Consider the following 22088-nt stretch of genomic DNA (forward strand, 5'->3'; position numbering starts at 1 on the left):
GTCTGTCCCGCGGCACTTCCTCACGACTGACCTGCCGGATTCAGTGATCGTCAAGTGCCCCGGACCTACGCTGACCTGCAATTCGAGGTGCATACGTGAAAGGACCACCACCATGACGAGCACTCGCCGGGCGGTGCTGGCCGGATCCGCCGCGGTCGCGACCGGTGCCCTGCTGGGGACGCCCGAGGCGCAGGCGCGGACCCGCCAGGAAGCCAAGCCCAAAGCCAAGCCCACCGTGGTGCTCGTGCACGGCGCGTTCGCCGACTCCTCCGGCTGGAACGACGTCAGTGCCAGGCTCATCCGCGACGACTTTCCCGTGATCGCCCCGGCGAACCCGCTGCGCAGCGTGGCCGCCGACTCCGCCTACCTGGCCTCCGTACTCGCCACGATCAGCGGCCCGATCGTGCTCGTCGCGCACTCCTACGGCGGGATCGTCGTCACGAACGCCGCGACCGGCAACAAGAACGTGAAAGCGCTGGTCTACGTGGCCGCCTTCGCGCCCGACCAGGGCGAGTCGCTGCTGGATCTGCAGACGAAGTACCCCGGAAGCAAGCTCGACGAGGCGGCGCTGGACTTCCGCCCGTACAGTGACGGCCTCGTCGACGGATACATCAAGAAGGACGTGTTCCACGACGTCTTCGCCAAGGACGTGCCCAGGGCGACCACCGACCTGATGCAGGCCGGCCAGCGCCCCGCCGACGCGCGCACGCTCGGGGAGCCGTCCGGGGCTCCGGCGTGGAAGAGCATTCCCTCCTACTACCTCGTCGCCAGGAACGATCAGGTGCTCCCCGCCGCCGCGCAGCGGTTCATGGCGCGGCGGGCCCAGTCACGGATCCATGAGGTCGGCGCCTCCCACGTCGCGATGATCTCGCAGCCCTCGGTGACCGCCGACCTCATCAGAAGCGCGGCGCGCTGACCTCCGGCCGCCGGAAAAGCCGCCGGAAAAGACGATGCATCAGCACGCGTACGAGGGCCAGTGCACCGCAGAAGAGGACCGGCACACCCTCGCCAGATCACCCGTCCGCAACCCGAGACCGGCCCTGTTCGCGCTGGCCCTGGGCACCTTCGCGATCGGCACCGGCGAATTCGGCAGCAACGGCATCATCCAGCTGTTCGCCGCCGACCTCGGGGTGTTCATCCCGGTCGCGACTCACGCGATCACCGCCTACGCCCTGGGAGTCGTGCTCGGCTCCCCGGCGATCACCCTGCTCGCCGCCCGGGTCAACCGGCGCACCCTGCTGCTCGGCCTGATCGTGCTGTTCCTGCTCGGCAACGGGCTCTCCGCGCTGGCGCCGAACATCGAGCTGCTGGTCGTCTTCCGGTTCGTCAGCGGCAGCGTGCAGGGCGCGTTCTTCGGCGCCGGCGCCGTCGTCGCCGCGTACCTGTACGGCCCCGGCCAGGGCGGCAAGGCGTTCGCCACCGTGATGGGCGGCCTGACCGTGGCCACCATCGCCGGCTCGCCGCTCGGCACGTTCATCGGCCAGAACGCCGGCTGGCGCGCCATGTTCTGGGCCGTCCTCGCCCTCGGCCTGCTGGCCGGCGCCGCTCTGCTGGCCTGGCTGCCGCGTACCGGCGACCTGCACGGCGGCTCCGTCACGAACGAACTGGCCGCCCTGCGCCGGCTCGACGTCTGGCTGATGGGGGCCGTCGCGGCGCTGGGCATCTCCAGCATCTTCGCCGTCTACACCTTCATCGGCCCGTTCGTCACCGACGCGGCGCGGCAGGACCCCGCGCTCATCCCGGTCGCGCTCGCCGTCTTCGGCCTCGGCATGGCCGCCGGCAACCACCTCGGCGGACGCGTCGCCGACCGGCACGGGCACCTCGGTCTGATCTGGGGGTACGGCGGCGTGCTGGCCCTGCTGGTGCTGATCGGCGTGGCCGGCGGTCATCTGGCGATCCTGCTGCCCTGCCTGTTCGGCGTCGGCGCGACCATGATGTTCGCGATCCCCACCATCCAGGTCCGGCTGACCGGCTTCGCCCCGGGAGCTCCGACCCTGATGGGCGCGCTCAACCTGGCCGCGCTCAACCTGGCCAACTCGCTCGGGGCGATCGGCGGCGCGCTCACCCTCGACGCCGGCTGGGGAACCCTGTCCACCGTCTGGGCCGGCTTCGCCCTCACCACAGCCGGCCTGCTGCTCTACCTCGCGACCGTCGCCAGGGCGAACCGGGCGGCCGGCTTCCCGACCCGGCGGGGCGCGCCACATCCCTCGAAGCAACCGTAAGGAGCGATCTCCCATGCCCACCCGAGTGAACCGGCAGACCGTCGATCTGTCCGCCTACCCCGATCTCCTCGTCCTCTACCTCGGCATGCGCGTGAACCACCTGTACGGGATCAGGACCTTCTTCAGCTTTGGCCGGAAGATCAGCGAGTCCGTCGCGGGCGAACCGGACGGGCTGCTCCTGCACGAGCCCGTGTACTACTCGTTCTTCCCGATGAACATGGGGATGCGCCAGTACTGGCGTGACCTGCCGTCGCTGCTCGCCTTCGCCCGGTCCGAGCCGCATCGGCAGTGGTGGCTGGACTTCCTGCGCGACTCGGGCGGCACCGGTTTCTGGCATGAGACGTACTCGGCCAAAGGCGGCATGGAGGCCGTCTACGACGACGTTCCCAAGCCGCTCGGGTTCGGCCGGTTCGCTGGGATCCAGCCGGCTCGTGGCCCCATGTTCGGCTCCGCGGCGCGCTTGAGACGTTCCGACGACGGGAGCCCGGCTCTCAGTGAGCGGGATCTCTACGGGCTCTAGCCGTTCGGACCCGCGCAGGGAGGTCCATCCGTGGGGAAATCGGCCCATGCGGAGATCGCGAAGCCGTCGCCGTCCGTTCGGACCTCGGCGGCTCCGTGCCCCGGCCAGTGGGCCGGGATGACGAGCTCGCGCAGCTCGGCGGCGCGGGCGAGGTGGGCGCGGCGCGTCTCGGCGGCGAGCCGGAGGTCGTCGCAGAAGCAGCTGTTCCAGCGGGGTTCGAGGACCTGGATGGGGCTGTGCAGCATGTCGCCGACGAAGACGGCGCGGTCGGCGCCCGAGCGCAGGGTGAGGACGGACGAACCGGGGGTGTGACCGGGCGCGGCCTCCAGCAGCAGGTTGCCGTCGATGCGGTGAGCGCCCTCCCACAGCACCGCCTGCCCGGCCCGCTGGACAGGGGCGATGCTGTCGTTGAAGACCAACTTGCTGCCCTCCCAGCGGATCCGCTCGTGCTCGTCGCGCGGAGCCCGGCGGCGGTGATCGCCGTCCGGGTCGAAGTAGAGGTGGTCGAGCCGGGGGATCAGGTACGTGGCGTTGGGGAACGTGGGCACCCACGCCTCGTCGCGCCACTCGGTGTTCCAGCCGACGTGGTCGTAGTGGATGTGCGTGTTGACGACGACGTCCACGTCCTCGGGCGCCACGCCGGCCGCGCGCAGGCGGGCGAGATAGTCGGTCTTGAGCCCGGCGAACTGCGGGACCTGCGGGCGCTCCCTGTCGTTGCCGACCCCCGTGTCCACCAGGATGACCTTGCCCTCGCTGCGCAGGACCCAGGTCTGGATGTGGCAGCGGTAGGCGTCGCCGGCCGGGGTCCAGAAGTCCGGCGCCAGCCATTCCTGGTTGCGCCGCCAGACCTCCTCGTCGCTGTCCGGGATGATGAAGCGGGCGGTACGGATGGGGCCGGACCACTCGATGACGCGGGTGATCCGGACATCGCCGAGAACGATGCTGTGCTCGGGCATGGACGGTTACTCCTCGAACTACGGGATGATGCGGGCGCGGGTCGGTCAGGGGCCGTAGCGGGCGAGGAACGTCCGTACGGCCTCCTCGATCACCACCTCCGTGGCGGGTTGGCCGGCGACCTCCTCGGTGAAGGCCATGACCCCCGGCCACACGAGGAACTCCTGCACCAGCCCCATGAACTGACGCGCCGCGAGGTACGTGTCCTGACACCGGAGGAGGCCACGCCCGGCCAGGTCGTCCAGGCAGGCGGCGAACGCCGCCGCGACCGGCCCCTTGCCCAGCCGGTAGAACTCGTCCGCGATCCACGGCAGCCGCCCGGACTCGGCGACCACGAGCCGGGCGAAACGGATCTGGTCGGTCTCGGTGGCGAAGCGCTGGAGCGACCGGGCGAACCCCCGCAGAACGTCCTCGGCGCTCGCGCCGCCATCCCACTCGATGCCCCGCCGGTCAGGCCCGTCGAAGGCCGCCCAGTGATGGCGGACCATCTCCCTGAAGACCGTCTCCTTCGCGCCGAAGCGGTTGTAGACGGTCTGCCGCGAGACACCGGCCCGCTCGGCGACCCGCTCCAACGTGACGCCGTCGTAGCGGTCGGCCAGGAAGAGCTCCTTCGCCGCCGCGAGGATCTTCTCGTCGGAGCCCGGCGTGCGCGCCCTTGGCCCGCTGCCGCTCGTCCGCTGCTCCTTCACGCCGTCGCGCTCCTCGCTCGCACACTGCCGCGCCGCCTGTTCGCTCCGAGCGGCTGTGCTTGTACTTTACAGTACAGTCCAATTTCGCTGCTGACTTCTGTCATACGGGACCGGTGACACAGCCCACTGACCTCCGCCGAGCGGAACGCTCATCCTGGGCGCCATGACCATTCGTCGATTCAGCACGTTCGCCTCGCGGCTGGGAGCCGCGACTCTGACCGCCGCACTGACCGCCGCACTGACCGCCGCACTGTTCGCGGCGGGACCCGCGGCCGCCGCCGAGGACGGTGGCCTCGACCGGCAGCGGCTGCGCCAGACGCTGGACGCCGTGCACGAGGCCGGCATGTACGGCATCTACGCGAACGTCGTGGACGGCCGGCGCAGCTGGAAGGGCGCCGCAGGCGTCGCCGACGCCGAGACCCGCCGCCCGGTACGTCCGGAGATGGTGCACCGGGCCGGGAGCATCACCAAGTCGTTCGTCGCCGTGGGCGTGTTACAGCAGGTCGGCAAGGGCACGATCGAGCTCGACGCCCCCATCGGCCGTTACCTGCCCGAGCTGATCCCGGGCGAGCGCGGGCAGCGGATCACCGTACGGATGCTGCTCAACCACACCAGCCACATCGCCAACCACGCCGACGTGATCTTCCCGACGGTCGAGAGCCTGGACGCCAACCGCTTCCGCGCCTTCCAGCCGGAGGAGCTGGCGCGGGCGGGGCTCGGCGCACCCGCGACCGGGGAGCCGGGGGCGACCCCCGGGTCGTACTCGAACACGAACTACGTCATCGCCGGCCTGCTGCTGGAGAAGGTGACGGGCACGAGCGCCGAGCGCTACATCACCGACCACGTCTTCCGCAGGGCCGGGCTGCGGCACACCTCGTTCCCGCGGACGCCGCACATCCCTGGGCCCAGCTCCAAGGCGTACGAGGCGCTGTTCGGCTACTTCGACCCGCCCCGCGACTACAGCGTCTACAACATGTCCTGGGCCTGGACGTCGGGCGCGGTCGTCTCGACGATGGAGGACCTCAACCGGTTCTTCCGGCTGCTGCTGCGCGGCGACCTGCTCGACGCGAGCCTGCTCGCCGAGATGCAGGAGACCGTGCCCATCCGGTCGCTCGCGGGCGCCGTGCTCGACTACGGTCTCGGGATCTACCCCCTCGACCTGCCGTGCGGCCGGTTCTGGGGGCACGACGGGAGCGTCCCCGGCATGGACACCTTCGCCTTCTCCCACGCCGCAGGCGGCCACCAGTTCGCCTTCGGCGTCAACCTGAGAAACTACCGGCAGCTCGACGAGAACGGCTTTCCCGTCGCGCACGCCATCGACTTCGCGATCGGCGACCACCTGCGGGAGGCGGCGTGCGGGTCCGGCGCGGGAACGGCGGCCAGGGCGGCGCGGCCGTTCCCGATGATCGGCGTGGACGGGGGCACGGCCACCCCGTGACCCGCCCGCTCACGGGCACGCTCACTGGCACGCTCATGGGCCCGCTCATGGGCCCGCTCATGGACAGGGAGGACGGTAGGGAAGACCGGGCAGGCGGCGGGCCCATTCCGCCGGGCTGATCACGGGATGGGCGAGCGCGCAGGCCTGCCGGGCGGCGTGGCCGGCGTCGGTCTCCCAGAGCCGGACGGTCGCGTCGACGCCGCCGGTGGCCAGCGTGCGGCCGTCCGGGCCGAACGCGGCGGCGTACACCCGATCGGTGTGGCCGCTCAGCGTGACCATGGCGTCGGTCCTGCCGGTACGCGTGAGGTCCCACAGGCGCACGGTGGCGTCGAAGCCGGCGGAGGCGAGCAGCCGGCCCCCCGGCTGGAAGGTCACGGCGGCGACGGAGCCGGCGTGGCCGGTCAGCGGCACGGGCGGCGACTGGGCGGGCCGGGCGGCGAGGTCGTGGAGCAGGACCACGCCGTCCGCGCCCGCTGAGGCCAGCCGGCGGCCGTCCGGGCTGAACGCCACGTCGTTGACGGCGTTGCGGTGGCCGCTCAGCGTGGTGGTGACGGCCGGGTGGCGGGTGTCGGTGACGTCCCACAGCCGTACGGTGCGGTCGGCGCTCCCGGTGGCCAGGGTGCGGCCGTCGGGGGAGAAGGCCACCGCGAGAACCGTGTCGCCGTGCCCGGTGACCGTCGCCAGCGGCCGGGGGTGGCGCGGATCGCTCACGTCCCACGTCCGCAGGGCGCGGTCGGCGCCCACGGTGACCAGCGTCCGCCCGGACGGATCGAAGGCGGCCGAGTACACGTTGTCGGTGTGGGCCCTGATGGTGGCGAGCGGGCCGGCGCGCCCGCCGGCGCCGGCCTGCCAGAGCCGGACCGTGAAGTCGAGGCCGGCGGTGGCGAGCACCTTGCCGTCCGGCCGCCACACCGCGCGGACGATGCCGTCGGTGTGACCGGTCAGTACGGCCTGCGGCGCGGGCGGATGCCCGGGGGTCAGGCTCCACAGCCGCGCCGTCCGGTCTGCCCCCGTGGCCAGGGTTCGGCCGTCGGGGCTGACGGCGACCGTGTAGACGGTGCCGTCGTGTCCCCCGATCAGCGGCGCCCCCAGGTGCCACAGCCGGACATTTCCCTCTCTGGAGGTGGTGGCGAGCGTGTCGCCGCCGGGCTGGAACTCCGCGGCGAGGACCGTGTCGGCGTGCCCGGTCAGGGTCAGAGGGCGGCTCGCGGGCCGCTGGAGGTCCCACAGCCGTACGGTCATGTCGTAGCCGCCGCTGGCCAGCCGCCGGCCGTCCGGGCTGAACGCCAGCGCCGCGACGCCGTTGGTGTGCCCGGTGAGGGTGCCGGCCGGCTTCGGCTCGCGCGGGCGGGCGACGTCCCAGAGCCGGATCGTGTTGTCGAAGCCGGAGGTGGCGAGCGTACGGCCGTCGGGGCTGAAGCGCGCGGCCAGGATCGCGGCGGTGTGGCCTTCGAGGGCGGCCAGGCGCCGGGGGCGGCGCGGATCGGCGACGTCCCACAGCAGCGCGGTGTTCCCGGGCCCGGCCGTGGCCAGGACGTCCGCGGACGGGGCGAAGACCGCCGTCGTCATCGTGCCGGGCTCGACGGGCAGCTCGGCGGCCAGGTGCGGATGCGAGGGGTCGGAGACGTCCCACAACCGGGGGACGCCATCGTGGCCCGCCGTCGCCAGGGTGTGGCCGCTCGGGCTGAACGACACGTGCCGGATGCCCTGGGTGTGGCCGGTCAGCACGGCCAGCGGGCGGGGCGCGCGCGGGTCGGTCGCGTCCCACAGCCGGGCCGTGCGATCGTCACCGGCCGTGGCCAGGAGGTGTCCGCCGGGGGCGAACCTCACCGCCAGCACCGCCCCGGCGTGACCGCGCAGCACCGGCAGGGCCTCCGGGCGATGCGGACGGCGTACGTCCCACAGCCGGATCGTCCTGTCGGTGCTCGCCGTGGCCAGCAGCCGTCCGCCGGCCTGAAACGTGGCCCCGTAGACGGCGTTCTCGTGACCGGTGAGCAGCGTCGCCGGCATTCCGGCCACCGCGCTGAGCAGGCCGCCCCTGGCCTCGGCGGTGGGTAACAGCCGGTAGGCGGCCAGGGCGAGCTGCGCGGCCAGGCCGGGATCGGTGGCGCGCAGGGCGCCGGCGTCCGTCGCGGTCTTGCGCGAGAGTGCCTGGTCACGCTGGTACGTGGCGGTGCGCTCCGCCTCGGCGGCGGCACGCTGGGCGCGTACCGCCAGGACGGACGCGACCAGGGCCAGCACCAGCAGGGTCGCGAGCGTGGCGACGACCTGGTGCAACCGGCGGGTCCGCCGCCGGGACTGGCGCACGCTCGCCTCCAGGAACTCCCGCGCGTCGGCCGGAAGCCGCCCGTCATAGCCGGCGGCCCACTCCTGCGCCGCGACCAGGCGCCCGCCGCGATAGAGCGCGTCGGGGTCGCGGCGCAGCCGCACCCAGACCGCGGCGTCGGCGGCGAGCCTGCGCGCGAGGACCAGCCCGGCACGGTCGGCGTCCACCCAGGACCGCAGCAGCGGCCAGGCGCGCAGCAGGGCCTCATGGCTGATCTCTACGGTGTCCGCGTCCGCGGTGATGAGCCGACGCGCGACGAACCGGTCGAGCACCTCCTCCATCTCGGCCGCCTCGTCGCCGTCGCAGCCGTCGAGCAGCTCCGCCACGGTGGCCCTGCGCCGGGTGTCGCCGGTGTCGGGCGCGACGTGCACCAGGTGCAGGAAGAGGCGGCGGGCCAGCTCGCGGCGGCGGCCGGAGAGCCCGTTGTGCACGGCGTCCGCGCTGGCCGCCACCGCGCCCTCGATGCCGCCCACCGCGCGGTAGGCGGCCACGGTCATGCTCCGGCCCTGGCCCTGGTGCCAGGTGGTGTAGAGGGCGTGCGACAGCAGGGGGAGCACGCCGACCTCGTGCGCCCCGCCGGCCTGATGCGCTTTGTTGTCGGTCTGGTACGCCCCGCCGCCGACCTCGGGTGCCCCGCCGCCCCCGGCCTGATGTGTCCCGCCGCCGGTCTGGTGCGCCCCGCCGCCCACGGCCGGGGCGACCTGCCGCAGCAGCAGCTCGACCAGGCCGTCCTCGATCTCGACGCCGGCGCGTCTGGCCGGCTCCACGATGGCCTCGCGCAGTTCTGGCTCCTCCATCGGGCCGACGGCGAGCTGGCCGTCCTGCGCGAGCGCGACCAGCTCGGGATGCCGCAACGCCGCCGCGTAGAAGTCGGCCCGCAGCCCCAGCAGGACGAGCGCGCCGCCGGGCGGCGTGGCCGCGGCGCGTACGGCGGCGATGAAACAGCGCCGCTCCGCCTCGTCCCCGCACGCGGTGAACACCTCCTCGAACTGGTCCACCACCAGCACCAGCGCCCCGCCACCCGCCCCTCCGGCATACCGGGCGGCGGCCGCGGGATCCTCGCGGACGGCCGCGGCGGCGTACCGGGCGGCGGCTCCGGGATCCTCGCGGATGGCGGCGGCGACCTCGTCCGCCGGCACGCCGGCCAGGGCCGCCAGCCGGACGGCCAGCTCGGTGACCGGCCGCGCACCAGGGACGATCACGACCACCGGCCAGTGCGCGGAACCGGGGATGGCGCCGTCACGGAGGGCCGCGACCACGCCGGCCCGCAGCAGGGACGACTTGCCCGACCCTGAGGGCCCCACCACCAGCCGCACGCCCCCGCCCGCCGCCCTCATCCCGGCCACCTGCTCGATCAGCCGGTCGGTCAGCGCCCGCCGCCCGAAGAACCAGCCCGCGTCCTCCGGCTGGTACGCGGCCAGCCCTCGATACGGCTCGGGACCGGCGACGCGGCGCCCGGGTGCCCGCCGTACCCGCCGCCAGGCGGCCAGCCAGGCATCGGTCTGTGCCGGATCGGCCACGCCGCACGCTTCGAGCACCCGTACCAGCAGGTCACGCGACGACGTCGAGGGCAGCCCCCGGCCGGCGAACCAGTCACCGAGGGTGCTGTGCGCGCCGTACGCGCCGGCCTTGGCCGCCACCTGCCGTACGGTCAGCCCGGCCCGCTCGCGCAGCGACGAGAGCTCGCGCCCGAACTCCTGACGGGTGGCGATCCTGCCCGGATCGGGACGATCCGGAACGGCGTGGGCGGATGGTGACACACGGCCTCCTCTGCAGTCGTGCGGCTACGCGCCGTCGTCCGGCGTCACCTGTATGTCGCCGGCCGATCACAACTGGTTACAACCACCCATCTCACCTTGTACGGCCTTGTACGGATGATTCGGCCCCAGTTGCGGCCTGGGCGCATGCCGCCGCACGGTCGGCCTATCGGCGGCCGGCGTAAGGAGCCGGCCGCGGCCGGCATTCAGAGCCGGCCACCCACGGTCTCGAACATCAACGGAGGGTCCACGCTCATGACAGCATCGACTTCCGCCCCCGGCCGGCTCGCCGCGCGGCTCCTACGACACCTGGGACGGCGAGGGGCGTCGTTCCTCACGTCCGCGCTGATCGTCGCGCTCGTCCTCCCCGCCGGCACGGCCCGCGCCATCGCGGACGTCGCCGTGAACCTGCACCTGACCGGCTTCTACGGCTCGGTGGCCGTCCACGTCAACGGGCCGCGCGTCGCCACCTGCTCCGTCTCGAACTGCGTGCACCTGGTCCCCTTCGGATCGAACGTGCGACTCATCCCCGACGGAGACGTCACCAACTGGGGTCCGGGGCCCTGCCAGTCCGTGTTCGGCACCGATCCCTGCGACTTCACGGCGCTGTCGAACATCGGCTTCCAGGTGTCCTTCCTCGGTTAGCGGACGATCTCACCCGCTGGCGCCGCCTCGCAGCCCGTCGATGACGACGGAGAGGATCGGCCCCAGCGGGTCTTCCTTTCTGCTCATGCACGCGGACATCAGCGCCCTGATGTCCGCGTAACCGACATCGGCCCGTACGTTGCCCGCCTTCTGGGCGGTGGCGAGCAGTTCGTGCAGCCGGCCGCACAGGTCGGCGCCCGCGCGTTGACCGAGGGCGTCGAGCCGGCGCTCGGTTCCGGCCAGTTCGGCGAGCCCGCAGTCGGACGCGCCCTCTCGTACCAGGGCGGTGAAGAGGGCGAAGAAGGCGGTGCCGGGGTCTTCCCTGCGGGCGATCTCGTCGGCCTCGGCGGTGAGCCGCACCAGCCGGTTGGACATGATCGCGACGAGGAGATCCTCTTTCGTGGGGAAATGCCGGCTCACCGTCCCGGTGCCGACCCCGGCGCGGCGGGCGATCTCGTGCACCGGTACGGACAGGCCCTCGGTGGCGAACACCTCGGCCGCCACCTCCAGGACGCGGGCGCGGTTACGCCGTGCGTCGGCCCGCAACGCGCGCTCGTCCGTCATGGTCGGCACCTCTCCGTCGACAAGCGGGACGGCCATCCCGTATAGTTCCAAACAAGCGGGACGCCCATCCCGATTCTAGGAGGTCCTCGCATGGCCGACCAACTCACTTTGGGGCTCATCGGCAGCGGCAACATCGGCGGCGCACTCGCCCGGCTCGCCGTCGACGCCGGTCTGAACGTCGTCCTCAGCAACTCCCGAGGCCCGGAAACCCTGGCCGACCTGGTCGCGGAGCTGGGCCCACGGGCCCGCGCCGCCACTCCGGCGCAGGCGGCGGCAGCAGGAGACTGGGTCGTGGTCGCGGTGCCGCTGAAGCACCACCGCCGGGTCCCGGCGGCGCCGCTGGCCGGCAAGGTCGTGCTCGACACCACCAACTACTATCCCGAACGCGACGGCTCGATCGCCGAGCTGGACGCCGAGCAGGTCACGACCAGCGAACTGCTCCAGCGGCACCTGCTGGACGGCGAGGTCGTCAAGGCGTTCAACAACATCTGGGTCAAACACCTGCTCTCACTGCCGCGCCCGGCCGGGGCGCCCGACCGTTCGGCGCTGCCGATCGCCGGTGACACGACGGAGGCCAAGGCCGCCGCCACCCGGCTGATCGACCTGCTCGGCTTCGACGTCCTCGACACCGGCCCGCTCGCCGACAGCTGGCGCTTCCAGCGCGACGCTCCCGCGTACGTCGGGCTGTACTTCAAGGATCAGCAGGAGATGACCGCGGATGACCCCGGCGGTCCGGTCACCGCCGACGAACTCCGCACGGCACTGGCAGCGGCCGTACGTCCGGGAGAAGCGGCATGAAAGCCGTCATCTACCGCAAGATCGGCGACCCCCTCCGTCCTGGAACTCATCGAGCGTGACGTGCCCGAACCCGGCCCCGGCGAGGTCCGCATCCGCGTCCACGTCTCGGGCGTCAACCCGACCGACTGACCGCCGCTGCCCAGACCGCCGTACAGAACCACGCGGTGGGCAAGGTGGCCGTCGACCCTCGCCAGCTTGGTCCGGGCATTCGCATGAATTCCCGACCGCCGGCTGCCAGAGCGGTATTGAAGAAGCGGTGGGAAAGGGACACGCGAACCCCTTTCCGCCGCACCAGGTCATACGACTTGGTCGTGTGTCGCCATGGTGACGGGGCCTCGATCTTCACCCAGCACGGTGTTCCGTCGCTACGGCGCCGGGGTGAAGCGGGCGCGGAGGTCGGGGCGGAGGTAGGCGGCGGGGGAGGCGATCGATAGGCCGCCGTCCACCGGGAGGGTCACGCCGGTGATGAACGAGGCCGCGGGCGAGGCCAGGAAGGCGACCGCTTCGGCCACGTCCTGCGGGGTGCCGGTGCGGCCGATCGGGTAGCCGTCCGCGGCGTGCTCCAGGTCTTCGCCGCCGATCAGGCCCGGGGCGACGACGTTCGCCCTGATTCCGGCCGGGCCGTACTCCAGGGCGATCTGGCGCATCAGCGCGTCCAGCCCGCCCTTGGCCGCCGCGTACGCGGGCAGGCCGGGAGCGGATAGGAAGGAGTTGACCGAGCCGACCGCCACCACCGCCCGCGTCAGGTGCGGCAGGGCCGCGCGGCACAGGTGGAAGGCGGCGTCCAGGGTCGCTCCGATGGCGGTCTGCCACTGTTCGTCGGTGGTCCTGGTGATCGGCGCGACCGGCATCACGGCCGTGGCCAGTACCAGGACGTCGAGTCCGCCGAGGGTGTCCACGGCCGTGCGGACCACCCGGTCGGCCTGCTCCGGGGCGGACAGGTCGGCCGTTTCGAAGCGGGTGTAGACCGGGTTGTCACAGGGGTCTAGGCCGGTGCCGATGACGCGGTGGCCGTCGCGGGCCAGGGCCTCGGCGATGGCGAGCCCGATCGGGGAGTTTCCGCCGGCGAGGAGGGCGGTGGTCATCCGGCCCCCAGGCGCGGGGTGGTGTTGCGGTCCTCCGTTGAGGGGCGGGTCCCGGTGCCGGCAGGGCGGGTCATGCTGCGCCCAGTTCCGGCAGGGCGGCCAGGACCTCGTCCAGGGCGGTCAGGGTGCCGGGGTCGAGGGGCCTGGCGGGGGAGCGGACGGTCGCCGACTCGATCAGGCCGCGCCGTACCAGCACCTCCTTGTGCACCGCCCAGGCCAGGCCGGGCTGCATGCCGAAGCGGATCAGCGGGAGCAGCCGGGCGAAGGCGTCCTGCCGGGGCTCCTTCAGTATCGGCGCGAGCAGGTCGGTGAACTCGCAGGCGGGCATCGTGCCGACCGCTCCGCGCGCGTACTCCTCCAGGCAGAACAGCGCGTTCTGGCCGCCGAACACCGCGAAGTCGCCGCCCACCTTGGCGGCGACGGCGCCGACCTTGGGCGCGGTGGGCGGGGCCTCGATCTTGACCGAGGTGACGCCGTCGAGCTTGCTCAGCTCCACGATCAGCGACTCGGGCATGGACACGCCGGTGGCGCCGGGCGCGTCCTGGACCATCACGTCGATGCCCGCCCGCTCGGCCACGACGCCGTAGAAGTCGACGAGCTGCGCCCCCGACGGCTTGACCAGGTACGGCGGCAGCACCATCAGGGCGTCCGCGCCTCCTTCCGCCGCGGCCAGGGCCTGCTCCACCGCGGTCGCCGTGCTGGTCGAGCCGACTCCGGCGACCACAGGGCGGGATCCGGCCGCCTGGCGCACCTCGGTCAGGATCCGGGCGCGCTCGGGGGTGGTGAGCGCGAAGCCCTCGCTGGCCATGCCGAACACCGCGACGCCGTCGGCGCCGGCGGCGAACTGCCACTCGGTCAGCCGGCGCAGGCTGGGCACGTCCAGCTCGCCGGCCGCGGTGAACGGCGTAGCCAGAATCGGGATAAGTCCGGAAATGGGCACTTACGACTCCTCTTTCAGGGTGGTGATGTCGACCTCCACGCCCAGCCCGGGACCGGAGGGAAGGGGAAAGCCGCCCGGACCGCCGGGCAGCGGCGCGGTGAGAATCGCGCCGGCCACCTCGCAGGTGGTGGGCTGGTACTCGAAGAGGGAAAGGTTCCCGAGGGCCGCGCTGACGTGCAGTCCCGCCGCCAGGGCGACGCCCAGCCCGGTCGAGTGGTGCGGCGCCACCGGCACGTGGTGCGCCGCGGCCAGCTCGGCGATGGACATCAGCTCGGTGATCCCGGTACGCCCGACGTCCGGCTGAGCCAGGCCCAGCGCGCGCCGCGACAGCCAGTGCGCGAACTCGTAACGATTGCGCAGCGTCTCGCCCACGGCGATCGGCAGCTCGGCTCGCCGCACGAGCTCCCGGTGCCCCTCCACGTCCTCGGGCGCGAGCGGTGCCTCCAGGAACAGGGCCCCGCGCTCGGCCAGGCCGCGCGCCAGCCGTACCGCCGAAGGCACGTCGTAGACCCAGTGGGCGTCCACGGCCACCCGCAGGCCCGACGCGGCGACCGCGTCCACGGTGGCCAGGTCCTCCTCGACGCCGTGGCCGAGGTGGAGCTTGACCGAGATGGCGCCCTTGGCGGCCCACTCCTTGGCCAGGGCCGCGCGTTCGTCGTCGGTCGGGCGGGGCAGGCCGCTCACGTACACGGGGACGTTCTCCCGGAACGCGCCGCCGAGCAGGGCCGCGACGCTCAGCCCGGTGAGCTTGCCGGCCAGGTCCCACAGGGCGATGTCGACGGCGGCGAGCGCGTCGGCCTGGTGCCCGGTCAGGTGACCGCGTTCGCGCATCAGGCCGCTCAGCCGCTCCCACAGCGGCCGGACCCGGGTGGGGTCCTGGCCGATCAGCGCGGGGGCGAGCAGCCTGTCGACGATGGCCGCCGGCACCTCGGGCGCGACGGGGGCCAGGGCCTCGCCCCAGCCTGTGGTGCCGTCCTCGCAGGTGATCGAGACGAGCAGCGTCTCGAACCGGGCGGAGTAGAGGCTGCGCCACGGCGGGCGCAGGAAGTAGCCCTCCTCCTGTGGCGGGGTGCCCAAGTAGGCGGCCTCGTGCCGGATCTTCACCGGGAAGCAGCGCACTTGACGGATTTGCGACATGTGCGCCACGATCCCACATAGTGCACGGCGATTGCAATGGAGACAGGATGGCATCCGATCAGGGCAATAATCAGAGCGTAGAGAGGGCGATCTCCGTGCTCCGGGCGTTCTTGACCGGTCGCCCCGAGCTACGCGTGTCGGACGTCGCGAAGGCCACCGGGCTGGGCACGTCCACCGCGTCGCGGCTGCTCGCCACGCTGGAGACGCTGGAGTTCGTCGAGCGCGACGAGGTGAGCGGCCTCTACCGGCTCGGCACCGCGCCGATCACGCTCGGCGGGGTGGCGCTGAACCAGCACCCGGTCCACCGCGAGGCGCGGCAGATCGCGCAGGACCTCGCCGCGGCCCTCGGCCTGGGCGTGAACGTGGCGATCAGGCGGGACGACTCGATGTTCTACCTGGCCAACTTCGAGGGCAGGCTGGCTCCGCGCTCCTTCGTCCTGACCGGCCAGCGCAAGCCGCTGTACGCCACGGGCATCGGCAAGTGCCTGCTGCTCGGCCTGACGGCGGCCGAACGCCGCGCGTTGCTGCCCGAGATGCCGCCGTTCACCCCGAGCACGATCACCGCCCACGACCGCCTGGACGAGGAGCTGGCCACCGTGCTCGGCCGCGGCTACGCGACCGAGGTCGAGGAGCTGGCCTTCGGCCGCGCGTGCGTGGCCGCGCCGATCCGCGACCGGTCCGGCGCGGTGGTGGCGGCTATCTCCATCTCCGGGCCGCTGTCGGCGATCGACCTGGCGGCCCGCGAGGCCGAACTGGCCAGGACGATCATCGAGACCGCCGACTCCGTCAGCATCGGCCTGGGGTACGTCGGCCCCGCCCACCTGCTGGGCAGCCGGACATGAGGAAGCTGACCAACGGGCAGTTCGCCTGGTTGCTGATGGCGCCGGGTGTGGCGCTGTTCCTCGCGATCATCGCCTACCCCCTGGTGTCCGCGCTGGTCACCGGCTTCTTCGAGCAGAGCCTGGTGCGTCCTGGACGGACGTTCGTCGGTCTGGCCAACTTCGCCGACCTGCTCGGCGGGGACTTCTGGCCGGTGCTGCGCAACACGCTGGTCTTCACCATCGGCGCGAGCGTGATCCCGTTCGTGCTCGGCTACATCCTGGCGCTCGCGCTCAACTCCGGGCTGCCCGGCTGGCTGCGCGGCGTGTTCCTGTTCCCCTGGGTGATCCCGGCCGTGGTCGTGTCGTTCCTCTGGCTGTGGATCTTCAACGCGAACTACGGCGTGCTGAACGGGCTGCTGGGCACCGAGATCAGCTGGCTGGGACAGCCCGGCACGGCGATGGCCGCGGTGATCGTCACCAAGACGTGGGCCAGCTTCCCCTGGATGATGGTCATGCTGCTCGCGGGTCTGCAGACGATGCCGAAGGAGCTGCACGAGGCCGCCTCCGTGGACGGCGCGGGCACGATCCGCCGGTTCAGGTCGGTCACGGTGCCGCACATGAAGGGCATCGCCGGGATCGTCTTCCTGCTGGAGTTCATCTGGAACTTCCAGCACTTCGACACCATCTACGTGCTCACCGGCGGCGGCCCGGCCGGCGCCACCAAGACGTTCGCGGTGGCCGTCTACGACACGGCGTTCAAGGGGTTCGACCTGGGCCACGCCACCGCCCTGGGCGGGCTGTGGATGGTGCTGCTGCTCGTGCTCATGGTGTTCTACCTGCGCAAGGAGGCGTCATGACGGTGACACTGAGTGCGTCCGTGCCGGCGACCAGGGCCGGGCGGCGAAGGCCGGTCAACCGCTCCCGCGTGGCGGCCTGGATCGCCGTCCTCGTCATCGGCCTGTTCGGCCTGGCGCCGGTCTACTGGCTGGTGGTCACGGCGCTCACCCCCGACGAGCGGGCCTTCAGCTTCCCGCCGTCGCTGATCCCGACCGAGATCACCTTCGAGCACTTCGCCCGGCTGGCGGAGAACCAGCAGCTTTTCCGATATCTGGCGAACAGCGTCATCGTGTCGGTGATCACCGCGATCCTCAGCGTGATCGTGTCGGCGTACATGGCCTACGCCTTCTCCAAGTTCCGTTACCGAGGCCGCAAGTCGCTCATGCACCTCGTGCTCGCCTCGCAGCTCTTCCCGCAGGCGCTGCTCCTGGTCACCCTGTACGCCGTCTTCAGCGCCACCGGCCTGCTCGGCAGCTATGCCGCGCTGATCCTGTCGTTCACCACGTTCACGCTGCCGCTGTGCGTGTGGATGCTGAAGGGCATCTTCGACACGGTGCCGTCCACGCTGATGGAGGCGGCGGCGATCGACGGCGCCTCGCGCTGGCGGACGCTGCACACGATCGGGCTGCCGCTCGCCGCGCCGGGGCTGATCGCCGCGGGCCTGTTCGCGTTCGTCCGCGCCTGGAACGACTTCATCTTCGCCCTCACCCTCGCCGACCCCGAGCGGCAGACCCTGCCGCCGGGGCTGGTGCACACATACCTCGGGGAATTCCAAACCGCCTGGCCAGACCTCATGGCCGCGTCGTTCGTCGTCTCGCTTCCTGTCATCGCCGCGTTCATGTTCCTGCAGCGATACCTGGTGGGCGGGCTCACGGCCGGCGCGGTCAAGGGATAGGAGATCCATGAACACGCTCAACCGCCGGGACGCCCTGCGGCTGCTCGGCCTGTCGACCCTCGGGGTGACCGCGCTGGCGGCCTGTGCCCCCGACGCCTCAGGCGGCGCCCCTCAGGGCGACACCGCTGCCAAAGCCTTCGGTTTCACCTCCTGGTCACTGAACGAGGAGGCGCAGAAGGCCGCGGTGCAAGCCATCGTGGACGGTTACGCCGGCAGCAAGGGCGTCAAGATCACCACGGCGTCGTTCCCGTACAACGAATACCTCAACCAGGTGACGCTGAAGCTGCGCGGAGGGCAGCTCACAGGGGCGATCCAGCTCGACGTGGCGTGGCTGGGCGCCCTGGCCGCGATGGGCAAGCTGCGCGACCTCGCCGCGCCGGCGGCCAAGGGCGGCTACACGGACGTGGCGCTGTCCAGCGGCCAGAGCGGCGGCAAGCAGCTCGGGCTGCCCTGGACGACCGGCTCGATCGGCCTCATCGCCAACACCGCGCTGCTGGAGAAGGCCGGGGTGGACGGCGTGCCCGCCACCGTCGAGGAGTTCGAGGCGGCGCTGAAGAAGGTGGCCGCGCTCGACGGTGTCATCCCGTACGCCGCCGCCACCAAGGCGGCCCAGCTCAAGGACATCCTGCCGTGGATGCGCACGTTCGGCAGCCCGCTGCTGGACGGTGACACGATCACCGTCGGCGACGAGCAGTCGGTGGCGGCCGTGGAGTGGTACAAGAAGCTCTACGACGCCAAGCTGATCGCCCCTGACGTGGACCGCTTCGACGCCCGCGCCCTGTTCGCCCAGGGCAAGGCGGCCTTCTACGACGACGCGATCATCGCGCGCGGCGTGGTGGCGAGCCAGGCGCCGGACAAGTCGCTGACCGAGAAGATGGCGCCGCTGTCGCGGCCCGTGCTCAAGGCCGGCGACTCGCCGCAGGCCCTGCTGTGGGGGCACGTGATCGCGGTGGTCGAGGGCGAGGGCGCCGACGCCGCCGTGGAGTTCGCCGCGCACGCCACCTCCGACACCGCCACCGTCGCCACCTTCTTCGAGCAGGTGAAGCTGCCGCCGACGACCACCGCCGGCCTGGCCGACCCCAAGGTGTCCGGCGACGCGTTCACCACCGAGTGGACCGAGAAGATCACCAAGACCGCGACCGCCAACCCCTTCTGGCGGTACGCCGGATATGCCCAGATCGAGACGGCCATCGCCGAACAGGTGCAGGCCGTGCTCGTCGGCGACTCGTCCGCGAAGGAGGCATTGGCGAAGGCCGCCGAGACCGCCAAGGGTCTGCAGAAGTAGAAGACCGCCCGGGGGCGGGCGTGTTCCGTGGAACGGCATTTCCGCGGTCCCGCCGGCACCGGGCGGCCCCCTCACACCCCCTGCCCGTCACGACAGTGGTGCACGGTCCATGCTCGCATGCTCCCGCCCTCCGGCGGGCTGCGGGCGTGGACGCCTTCGGCGCGATCCCGCGCGGTCCGCACCAGCCGCGCACATGCCCGAACCGACCCCCCCGAGGACGACTCATGCGTCGCTTCCCCTCACTCATCCCTCTTGTCCTGCTCGCCACCGTCGCAGCCACGGCGCCGGCCGTACCGGCCCAGGCGGCTTCCGGCCCGATCACCGACACCCGCGACACCGTCGTCATCACCGGCGACAGCTACCGCATGACCATTCAGAAGACCGGCTTCCGGTACTCTTTCGCCCGGCGCGACGGCACCGTGATCGCCCCCGCCCACGCCGAGTCCGGCCTGCGCGTCGGTGACGCCGACGCCGCCACCACGAAACTCGCCGGCCGGGCGGGCGGCGCGGCCGTGCTCGACGTCACCTTGGAGACCGGCGCGAAGTTGCGGGTCAAGGTGCAGCCGTCCGCCCGCCACGTGAAGATCACCGCCGATCGGGGCGCGGACTTCCGCACCGGGCCGGTGGCGCCCGCGTACGGGCTGGGTGACTACGGCGCGCACGCCGACGGCCAGCCCGACCAGGACACCCCGTGCAGCGGCCAGGTCGAGGCGCGCCGGACGACCGAGCTGACCGGCATCGTCCTCGACAACCTCACCAACGAGGGCAGCTGCAAGCGGTTCATCTCCACCTTCGTGGTCTTCCCCAAGCAGCGCTTCGCCGAGGTGCTCTTCGACGAGGGGCAGAAGCGGGTCGGCCTGACCACGTCGGAGAACCGGCTGGGCAGCGTCGATCCCGCGCAGGGCCTCTACTACTTCGCCGCCCCCGACCTCAAGCGGATCTACGCCGACTACCGCGACGTACGGAACCGGCACGGCTACACCGACGTCCGGCCCCGGCCGGAGATGTTCGGGCTGGGCTGGGAGGCGTACGGGGCGCTGGCCTGGAACACCTACCAGTCGTCGGTGACCGAGACCGTCAAGGCGTTCAAGGAGCACGGCTACCCGCTCCAGTGGGGCGTGGTGGGCTCCGGCTTCTGGCCGGGCCCGCGCGGCGACGCCTCCGAGGGGACGACGAACAGCTTCGGCATGTGGGACTCGAAACCCGAGCCCGGCCGCGACGACGGCCTGCCCAACCCGCGCTACCCCGACCCGGACGCGCTGAAGAAGCTCTTCGCCGACAACGGCATGGTCCTGCTGCTCGGCGCGCGCAACAACTTCAAGGTGGCGCCCAACGCCAACGACGGCCCGTTCACCGCCGAGGCGCTGGCCAAGGGCTACTTCCTGCCGGTCAAGGTGACCAAGTCGCAGTTCCCGCAGGGTGAGACGTACGTGCTGGACGCCTCGAACCCGAAGGCCGTGCGGTGGTACGTGGAACAGACCCGCAAGTGGGGCGTGGACGGTGTCAAGGAGGACACCATGCTGTACGCGCCCAACCTGAACCGCGACGGCAACTGGAACGCCCTGCAGAAGGCGCTGCACGACGACGGTGACCTCGTCGTCGTCCGCAACGCCGCCTACTCGGTGCCCGGCGACTTCGTCCGCATCAACGACACGATCTACGGCCGCGGCGAGGTCTTCCACGAGGACCCCGACCGGATCCCGGTGAACATGCTCAACATCGCCGCCTCCGGCCCCGGCAACGTCTCGCCCGACATCGTCGGCGGCACGCCCAAGGCCTCGCTGACCGACCCGTCCTACCGGCGCTACTTCTGGCGCAACGCGCAGTTCGCCGCGCTGACGCCGGTCATGACCTTCGGCAAGGGGCCGTGGGAGCTGGAGGACCCCGACCTGGCGGCGTCGGTGAAGCGGATGTCGCTCTGGCACGACGCGCTCCACCCGTACATTTACGACGCGGTGCTCGACGGCTACGAGTCCGGCTTCCCGTACGCGATGACGCCGCTGCCCATCGCCTACCCCGACGCCGACCCCGGCTCCGCCGGCCACGAGTGGATGTTCGGCGAGTCGCTGCTGGCCGCGCCGCTCTTCGGCCGGGACTTCGACACCGCGCAGACGCGCGACGTCTACCTGCCGGCGGGCAAGTGGATCGACTACGACACCGGCGCCGTCTACCAGGGGCCGCGCACCCTGAAGGACCACGCGATCGGGATGGACCGGCTGCCGGTGTTCGTGGGCGGCAAGGGCGTGCTGATCACGCGCAAGGGCGCGGAGGTGTACCCGATCGCGCGCGGCTCATCCTTCGACTCCCAGGGCACCAGGATCGTCAACGCGAACACCGGCTGGGACCCCGCCAAGCTGGTCGTCACCGACACCAGGACCGGCCGCCGGGTCTCCTTCACCGTGGACGCCAAGACGGGCGCGATCCGCTTCCCCGTGGTCAAGGGGCACCAGTACGTGCTGTCGGGCGGCGGCAGGGCGGCGCACCCGTTCCCGATCGAGACCGACGTCCCGGCGGCGGCGCCGGCCGGGCTGTCGCACGAGGGCATGACGCTGTCGTGGTCGCCGGTCAAGGGCGCCCGCGGGTACGTCGTCACCGGCGGCTGCGCCTCGTCCGTGGTCGGCAGCACGACGGGGGCGACCAGCCTCGCCGTGGCCCCCGGCGAGTACCGGGTCGCGGCGACGAACGCGGCCGGCACCGGCCCCCTCTCCGAGCCTCACACCGTGCCGGCCCCCGTTTCCACCGACCCGGTCGTCGTGACCAACGAGGGCGGCCCGGCCACCTGCTCGGACACGCAGCCGTACCGGGAGACGGGGACCTGGTCGTCGAGCAGCCTGAAGGGCTTCGACGGCTCCGGCACCCGGTTCAGTTCGACCGAGGGCTCGACCGCCACGTGGTCGGCGCGCCTGCCGGCCGGCTCGTACGAGGTGGCCGTCTGGTTCCCGGCGCACACGGCCAGTACCAAGCAGGCGACGTACCAGGTGGGCGGCCAGGACGTGGTCGTGGACCAGACCACGTCGGGAGGCGCGTGGCACTCCCTCGGGACGTGGCCCTTCGACGGCTTCGCCTCGGTGACCCTCACCGTCAACGCCGCCGGCAACCACCGCGCCGACGCCGTCCGCTTCACCCCCACTCCACAATGACCCCATCCACCCACCTCAGAAGCACTTTCCTGGGC

18 protein-coding genes are annotated in these 22088 nt (G+C 72.0%); 11 read left to right on the forward strand and 7 right to left on the reverse strand.

The genetic code is table 11. The annotated features are described in order from the left end of the window. Nucleotides 1-112 precede the first annotated feature (112 nt). From AB0C27_RS50055 to AB0C27_RS50065, 3 genes are read left to right on the forward strand one after another with little or no spacing between them, the layout of a single operon-like run. Nucleotides 113-916, forward strand: coding sequence for an alpha/beta hydrolase (locus AB0C27_RS50055; RefSeq protein WP_357861290.1), 804 nt, complete (start codon nucleotides 113-115; stop codon nucleotides 914-916). A gap of 34 nt (nucleotides 917-950) precedes the next feature. Then, entirely contained in the window at nucleotides 951-2222 is a 1272-nt protein-coding gene (locus AB0C27_RS50060; RefSeq protein ID WP_357861293.1) for an MFS transporter, read from the forward strand. Between the two features lie 13 nt (nucleotides 2223-2235). Beyond that, entirely contained in the window at nucleotides 2236-2742 is a 507-nt protein-coding gene (locus tag AB0C27_RS50065) for a DUF4188 domain-containing protein (protein ID WP_357861296.1), read from the forward strand. Here the strand turns inward: AB0C27_RS50065 and AB0C27_RS50070 are convergent. Both AB0C27_RS50070 and AB0C27_RS50075 read right to left on the reverse strand, forming a co-directional pair. Further along, nucleotides 2739-3698, reverse strand: a complete 960-nt coding sequence (locus AB0C27_RS50070) for an MBL fold metallo-hydrolase (RefSeq protein WP_357861299.1) — start codon at nucleotides 3696-3698, stop codon at nucleotides 2739-2741. The two genes, AB0C27_RS50065 and AB0C27_RS50070, sit on opposite strands and share 4 nt — an antisense overlap. Before the next feature lie 45 nt (nucleotides 3699-3743). Continuing rightward, a complete protein-coding gene (locus AB0C27_RS50075) occupies nucleotides 3744-4385 on the reverse strand; it encodes a TetR/AcrR family transcriptional regulator (protein ID WP_357861302.1) in 642 nt (213 codons plus the stop codon). 163 nt (nucleotides 4386-4548) lie between these two features. On the opposite strand from AB0C27_RS50075, the gene AB0C27_RS50080 reads away from it, so the two are divergent. Then, on the forward strand, nucleotides 4549-5823 hold the full coding sequence (locus tag AB0C27_RS50080; protein ID WP_357861305.1) for a serine hydrolase domain-containing protein: 1275 nt from the start codon (nucleotides 4549-4551) through the stop codon (nucleotides 5821-5823). Between the two features lie 57 nt (nucleotides 5824-5880). On the opposite strand, the gene AB0C27_RS50085 is transcribed toward AB0C27_RS50080, so the two are convergent. Then, nucleotides 5881-9909, reverse strand: coding sequence for a helix-turn-helix domain-containing protein (locus tag AB0C27_RS50085; RefSeq protein ID WP_357861307.1), 4029 nt, complete (start codon nucleotides 9907-9909; stop codon nucleotides 5881-5883). A gap of 252 nt (nucleotides 9910-10161) precedes the next feature. On the opposite strand from AB0C27_RS50085, the gene AB0C27_RS50090 reads away from it, so the two are divergent. Beyond that, nucleotides 10162-10551, forward strand: a complete 390-nt coding sequence (locus AB0C27_RS50090; RefSeq protein ID WP_357861309.1) for a hypothetical protein — start codon at nucleotides 10162-10164, stop codon at nucleotides 10549-10551. 9 nt (nucleotides 10552-10560) lie between these two features. On the opposite strand, the gene AB0C27_RS50095 is transcribed toward AB0C27_RS50090, so the two are convergent. Next, the gene (locus tag AB0C27_RS50095; RefSeq protein WP_357861312.1) at nucleotides 10561-11115 is read right to left on the reverse strand and encodes a helix-turn-helix domain-containing protein; all 555 of its coding nucleotides are present in this window, start codon (nucleotides 11113-11115) and stop codon (nucleotides 10561-10563) included. Between the two features lie 90 nt (nucleotides 11116-11205). On the opposite strand from AB0C27_RS50095, the gene AB0C27_RS50100 reads away from it, so the two are divergent. After that, the gene (locus AB0C27_RS50100) at nucleotides 11206-11913 is read left to right on the forward strand and encodes an NAD(P)-binding domain-containing protein (protein WP_357861315.1); all 708 of its coding nucleotides are present in this window, start codon (nucleotides 11206-11208) and stop codon (nucleotides 11911-11913) included. 365 nt (nucleotides 11914-12278) lie between these two features. Here the strand turns inward: AB0C27_RS50100 and AB0C27_RS50105 are convergent, their stop codons facing one another. The 3 genes from AB0C27_RS50105 to AB0C27_RS50115 form a co-directional block, all read right to left on the reverse strand. Beyond that, complete coding sequence (locus AB0C27_RS50105) at nucleotides 12279-12998, reverse strand: SDR family NAD(P)-dependent oxidoreductase (RefSeq protein ID WP_357861319.1); 720 nt, start codon at nucleotides 12996-12998, stop codon at nucleotides 12279-12281. Nucleotides 12999-13068: 70 nt separating this feature from the next. Further along, nucleotides 13069-13938: a dihydrodipicolinate synthase family protein gene (locus tag AB0C27_RS50110; protein ID WP_357861322.1), complete on the reverse strand. Its 870-nt coding sequence runs from the start codon at nucleotides 13936-13938 to the stop codon at nucleotides 13069-13071. After that, on the reverse strand, nucleotides 13939-15075 hold the full coding sequence (locus tag AB0C27_RS50115) for a mandelate racemase/muconate lactonizing enzyme family protein (protein ID WP_357861325.1): 1137 nt from the start codon (nucleotides 15073-15075) through the stop codon (nucleotides 13939-13941). A gap of 47 nt (nucleotides 15076-15122) precedes the next feature. Between AB0C27_RS50115 and AB0C27_RS50120 the strand changes: the two genes are divergently transcribed. From AB0C27_RS50120 to AB0C27_RS50140, 5 genes are all read left to right on the forward strand, one after another. Then, the gene (locus tag AB0C27_RS50120; protein WP_357861328.1) at nucleotides 15123-15917 is read left to right on the forward strand and encodes an IclR family transcriptional regulator; all 795 of its coding nucleotides are present in this window, start codon (nucleotides 15123-15125) and stop codon (nucleotides 15915-15917) included. Further along, nucleotides 15914-16753 (forward strand): sugar ABC transporter permease, encoded by an 840-nt coding sequence (locus AB0C27_RS50125; protein WP_357861330.1) that lies wholly within the window; start codon nucleotides 15914-15916, stop codon nucleotides 16751-16753. The genes AB0C27_RS50120 and AB0C27_RS50125 overlap by 4 nt, the downstream gene beginning before the upstream one ends. Then, nucleotides 16750-17628 (forward strand): carbohydrate ABC transporter permease, encoded by an 879-nt coding sequence (locus tag AB0C27_RS50130; protein ID WP_357861333.1) that lies wholly within the window; start codon nucleotides 16750-16752, stop codon nucleotides 17626-17628. Before AB0C27_RS50125 ends, AB0C27_RS50130 begins: the two co-directional genes overlap by 4 nt. A 7-nt stretch (nucleotides 17629-17635) precedes the next feature. Then, on the forward strand, nucleotides 17636-18913 hold the full coding sequence (locus AB0C27_RS50135) for a hypothetical protein (protein WP_357861336.1): 1278 nt from the start codon (nucleotides 17636-17638) through the stop codon (nucleotides 18911-18913). A gap of 224 nt (nucleotides 18914-19137) precedes the next feature. Next, the gene (locus tag AB0C27_RS50140; RefSeq protein WP_357861339.1) at nucleotides 19138-22053 is read left to right on the forward strand and encodes a TIM-barrel domain-containing protein; all 2916 of its coding nucleotides are present in this window, start codon (nucleotides 19138-19140) and stop codon (nucleotides 22051-22053) included. Nucleotides 22054-22088: the final 35 nt, after the last annotated feature.

The sequence above is a fragment of the Nonomuraea sp. NPDC048882 genome (assembly GCF_040649755.1).
GTDB classification, from domain to species: domain Bacteria; phylum Actinomycetota; class Actinomycetes; order Streptosporangiales; family Streptosporangiaceae; genus Nonomuraea; species Nonomuraea maheshkhaliensis.

Bases quoted from the DNA above. Each gene is read 5' to 3' on its own strand.
- AB0C27_RS50055 (WP_357861290.1), top strand. From the start codon at position 113: ATGACGAGCACTCGCCGGGCGGTGCTGGCCGGATCCGCCGCGGTCGCG.
- AB0C27_RS50060 (WP_357861293.1), top strand. From the start codon at position 951: ATGCATCAGCACGCGTACGAGGGCCAGTGCACCGCAGAAGAGGACCGG.
- AB0C27_RS50065 (WP_357861296.1), top strand. From the start codon at position 2,236: ATGCCCACCCGAGTGAACCGGCAGACCGTCGATCTGTCCGCCTACCCC.
- AB0C27_RS50070 (WP_357861299.1), bottom strand. From the start codon at position 3,698: ATGCCCGAGCACAGCATCGTTCTCGGCGATGTCCGGATCACCCGCGTC.
- AB0C27_RS50080 (WP_357861305.1), top strand. From the start codon at position 4,549: ATGACCATTCGTCGATTCAGCACGTTCGCCTCGCGGCTGGGAGCCGCG.
- AB0C27_RS50090 (WP_357861309.1), top strand. From the start codon at position 10,162: ATGACAGCATCGACTTCCGCCCCCGGCCGGCTCGCCGCGCGGCTCCTA.
- AB0C27_RS50095 (WP_357861312.1), bottom strand. From the start codon at position 11,115: ATGACGGACGAGCGCGCGTTGCGGGCCGACGCACGGCGTAACCGCGCC.
- AB0C27_RS50100 (WP_357861315.1), top strand. From the start codon at position 11,206: ATGGCCGACCAACTCACTTTGGGGCTCATCGGCAGCGGCAACATCGGC.
- AB0C27_RS50105 (WP_357861319.1), bottom strand. From the start codon at position 12,998: ATGACCACCGCCCTCCTCGCCGGCGGAAACTCCCCGATCGGGCTCGCC.
- AB0C27_RS50115 (WP_357861325.1), bottom strand. From the start codon at position 15,075: ATGTCGCAAATCCGTCAAGTGCGCTGCTTCCCGGTGAAGATCCGGCAC.
- AB0C27_RS50120 (WP_357861328.1), top strand. From the start codon at position 15,123: ATGGCATCCGATCAGGGCAATAATCAGAGCGTAGAGAGGGCGATCTCC.
- AB0C27_RS50125 (WP_357861330.1), top strand. From the start codon at position 15,914: ATGAGGAAGCTGACCAACGGGCAGTTCGCCTGGTTGCTGATGGCGCCG.
- AB0C27_RS50130 (WP_357861333.1), top strand. From the start codon at position 16,750: ATGACGGTGACACTGAGTGCGTCCGTGCCGGCGACCAGGGCCGGGCGG.
- AB0C27_RS50135 (WP_357861336.1), top strand. From the start codon at position 17,636: ATGAACACGCTCAACCGCCGGGACGCCCTGCGGCTGCTCGGCCTGTCG.
- AB0C27_RS50140 (WP_357861339.1), top strand. From the start codon at position 19,138: ATGCGTCGCTTCCCCTCACTCATCCCTCTTGTCCTGCTCGCCACCGTC.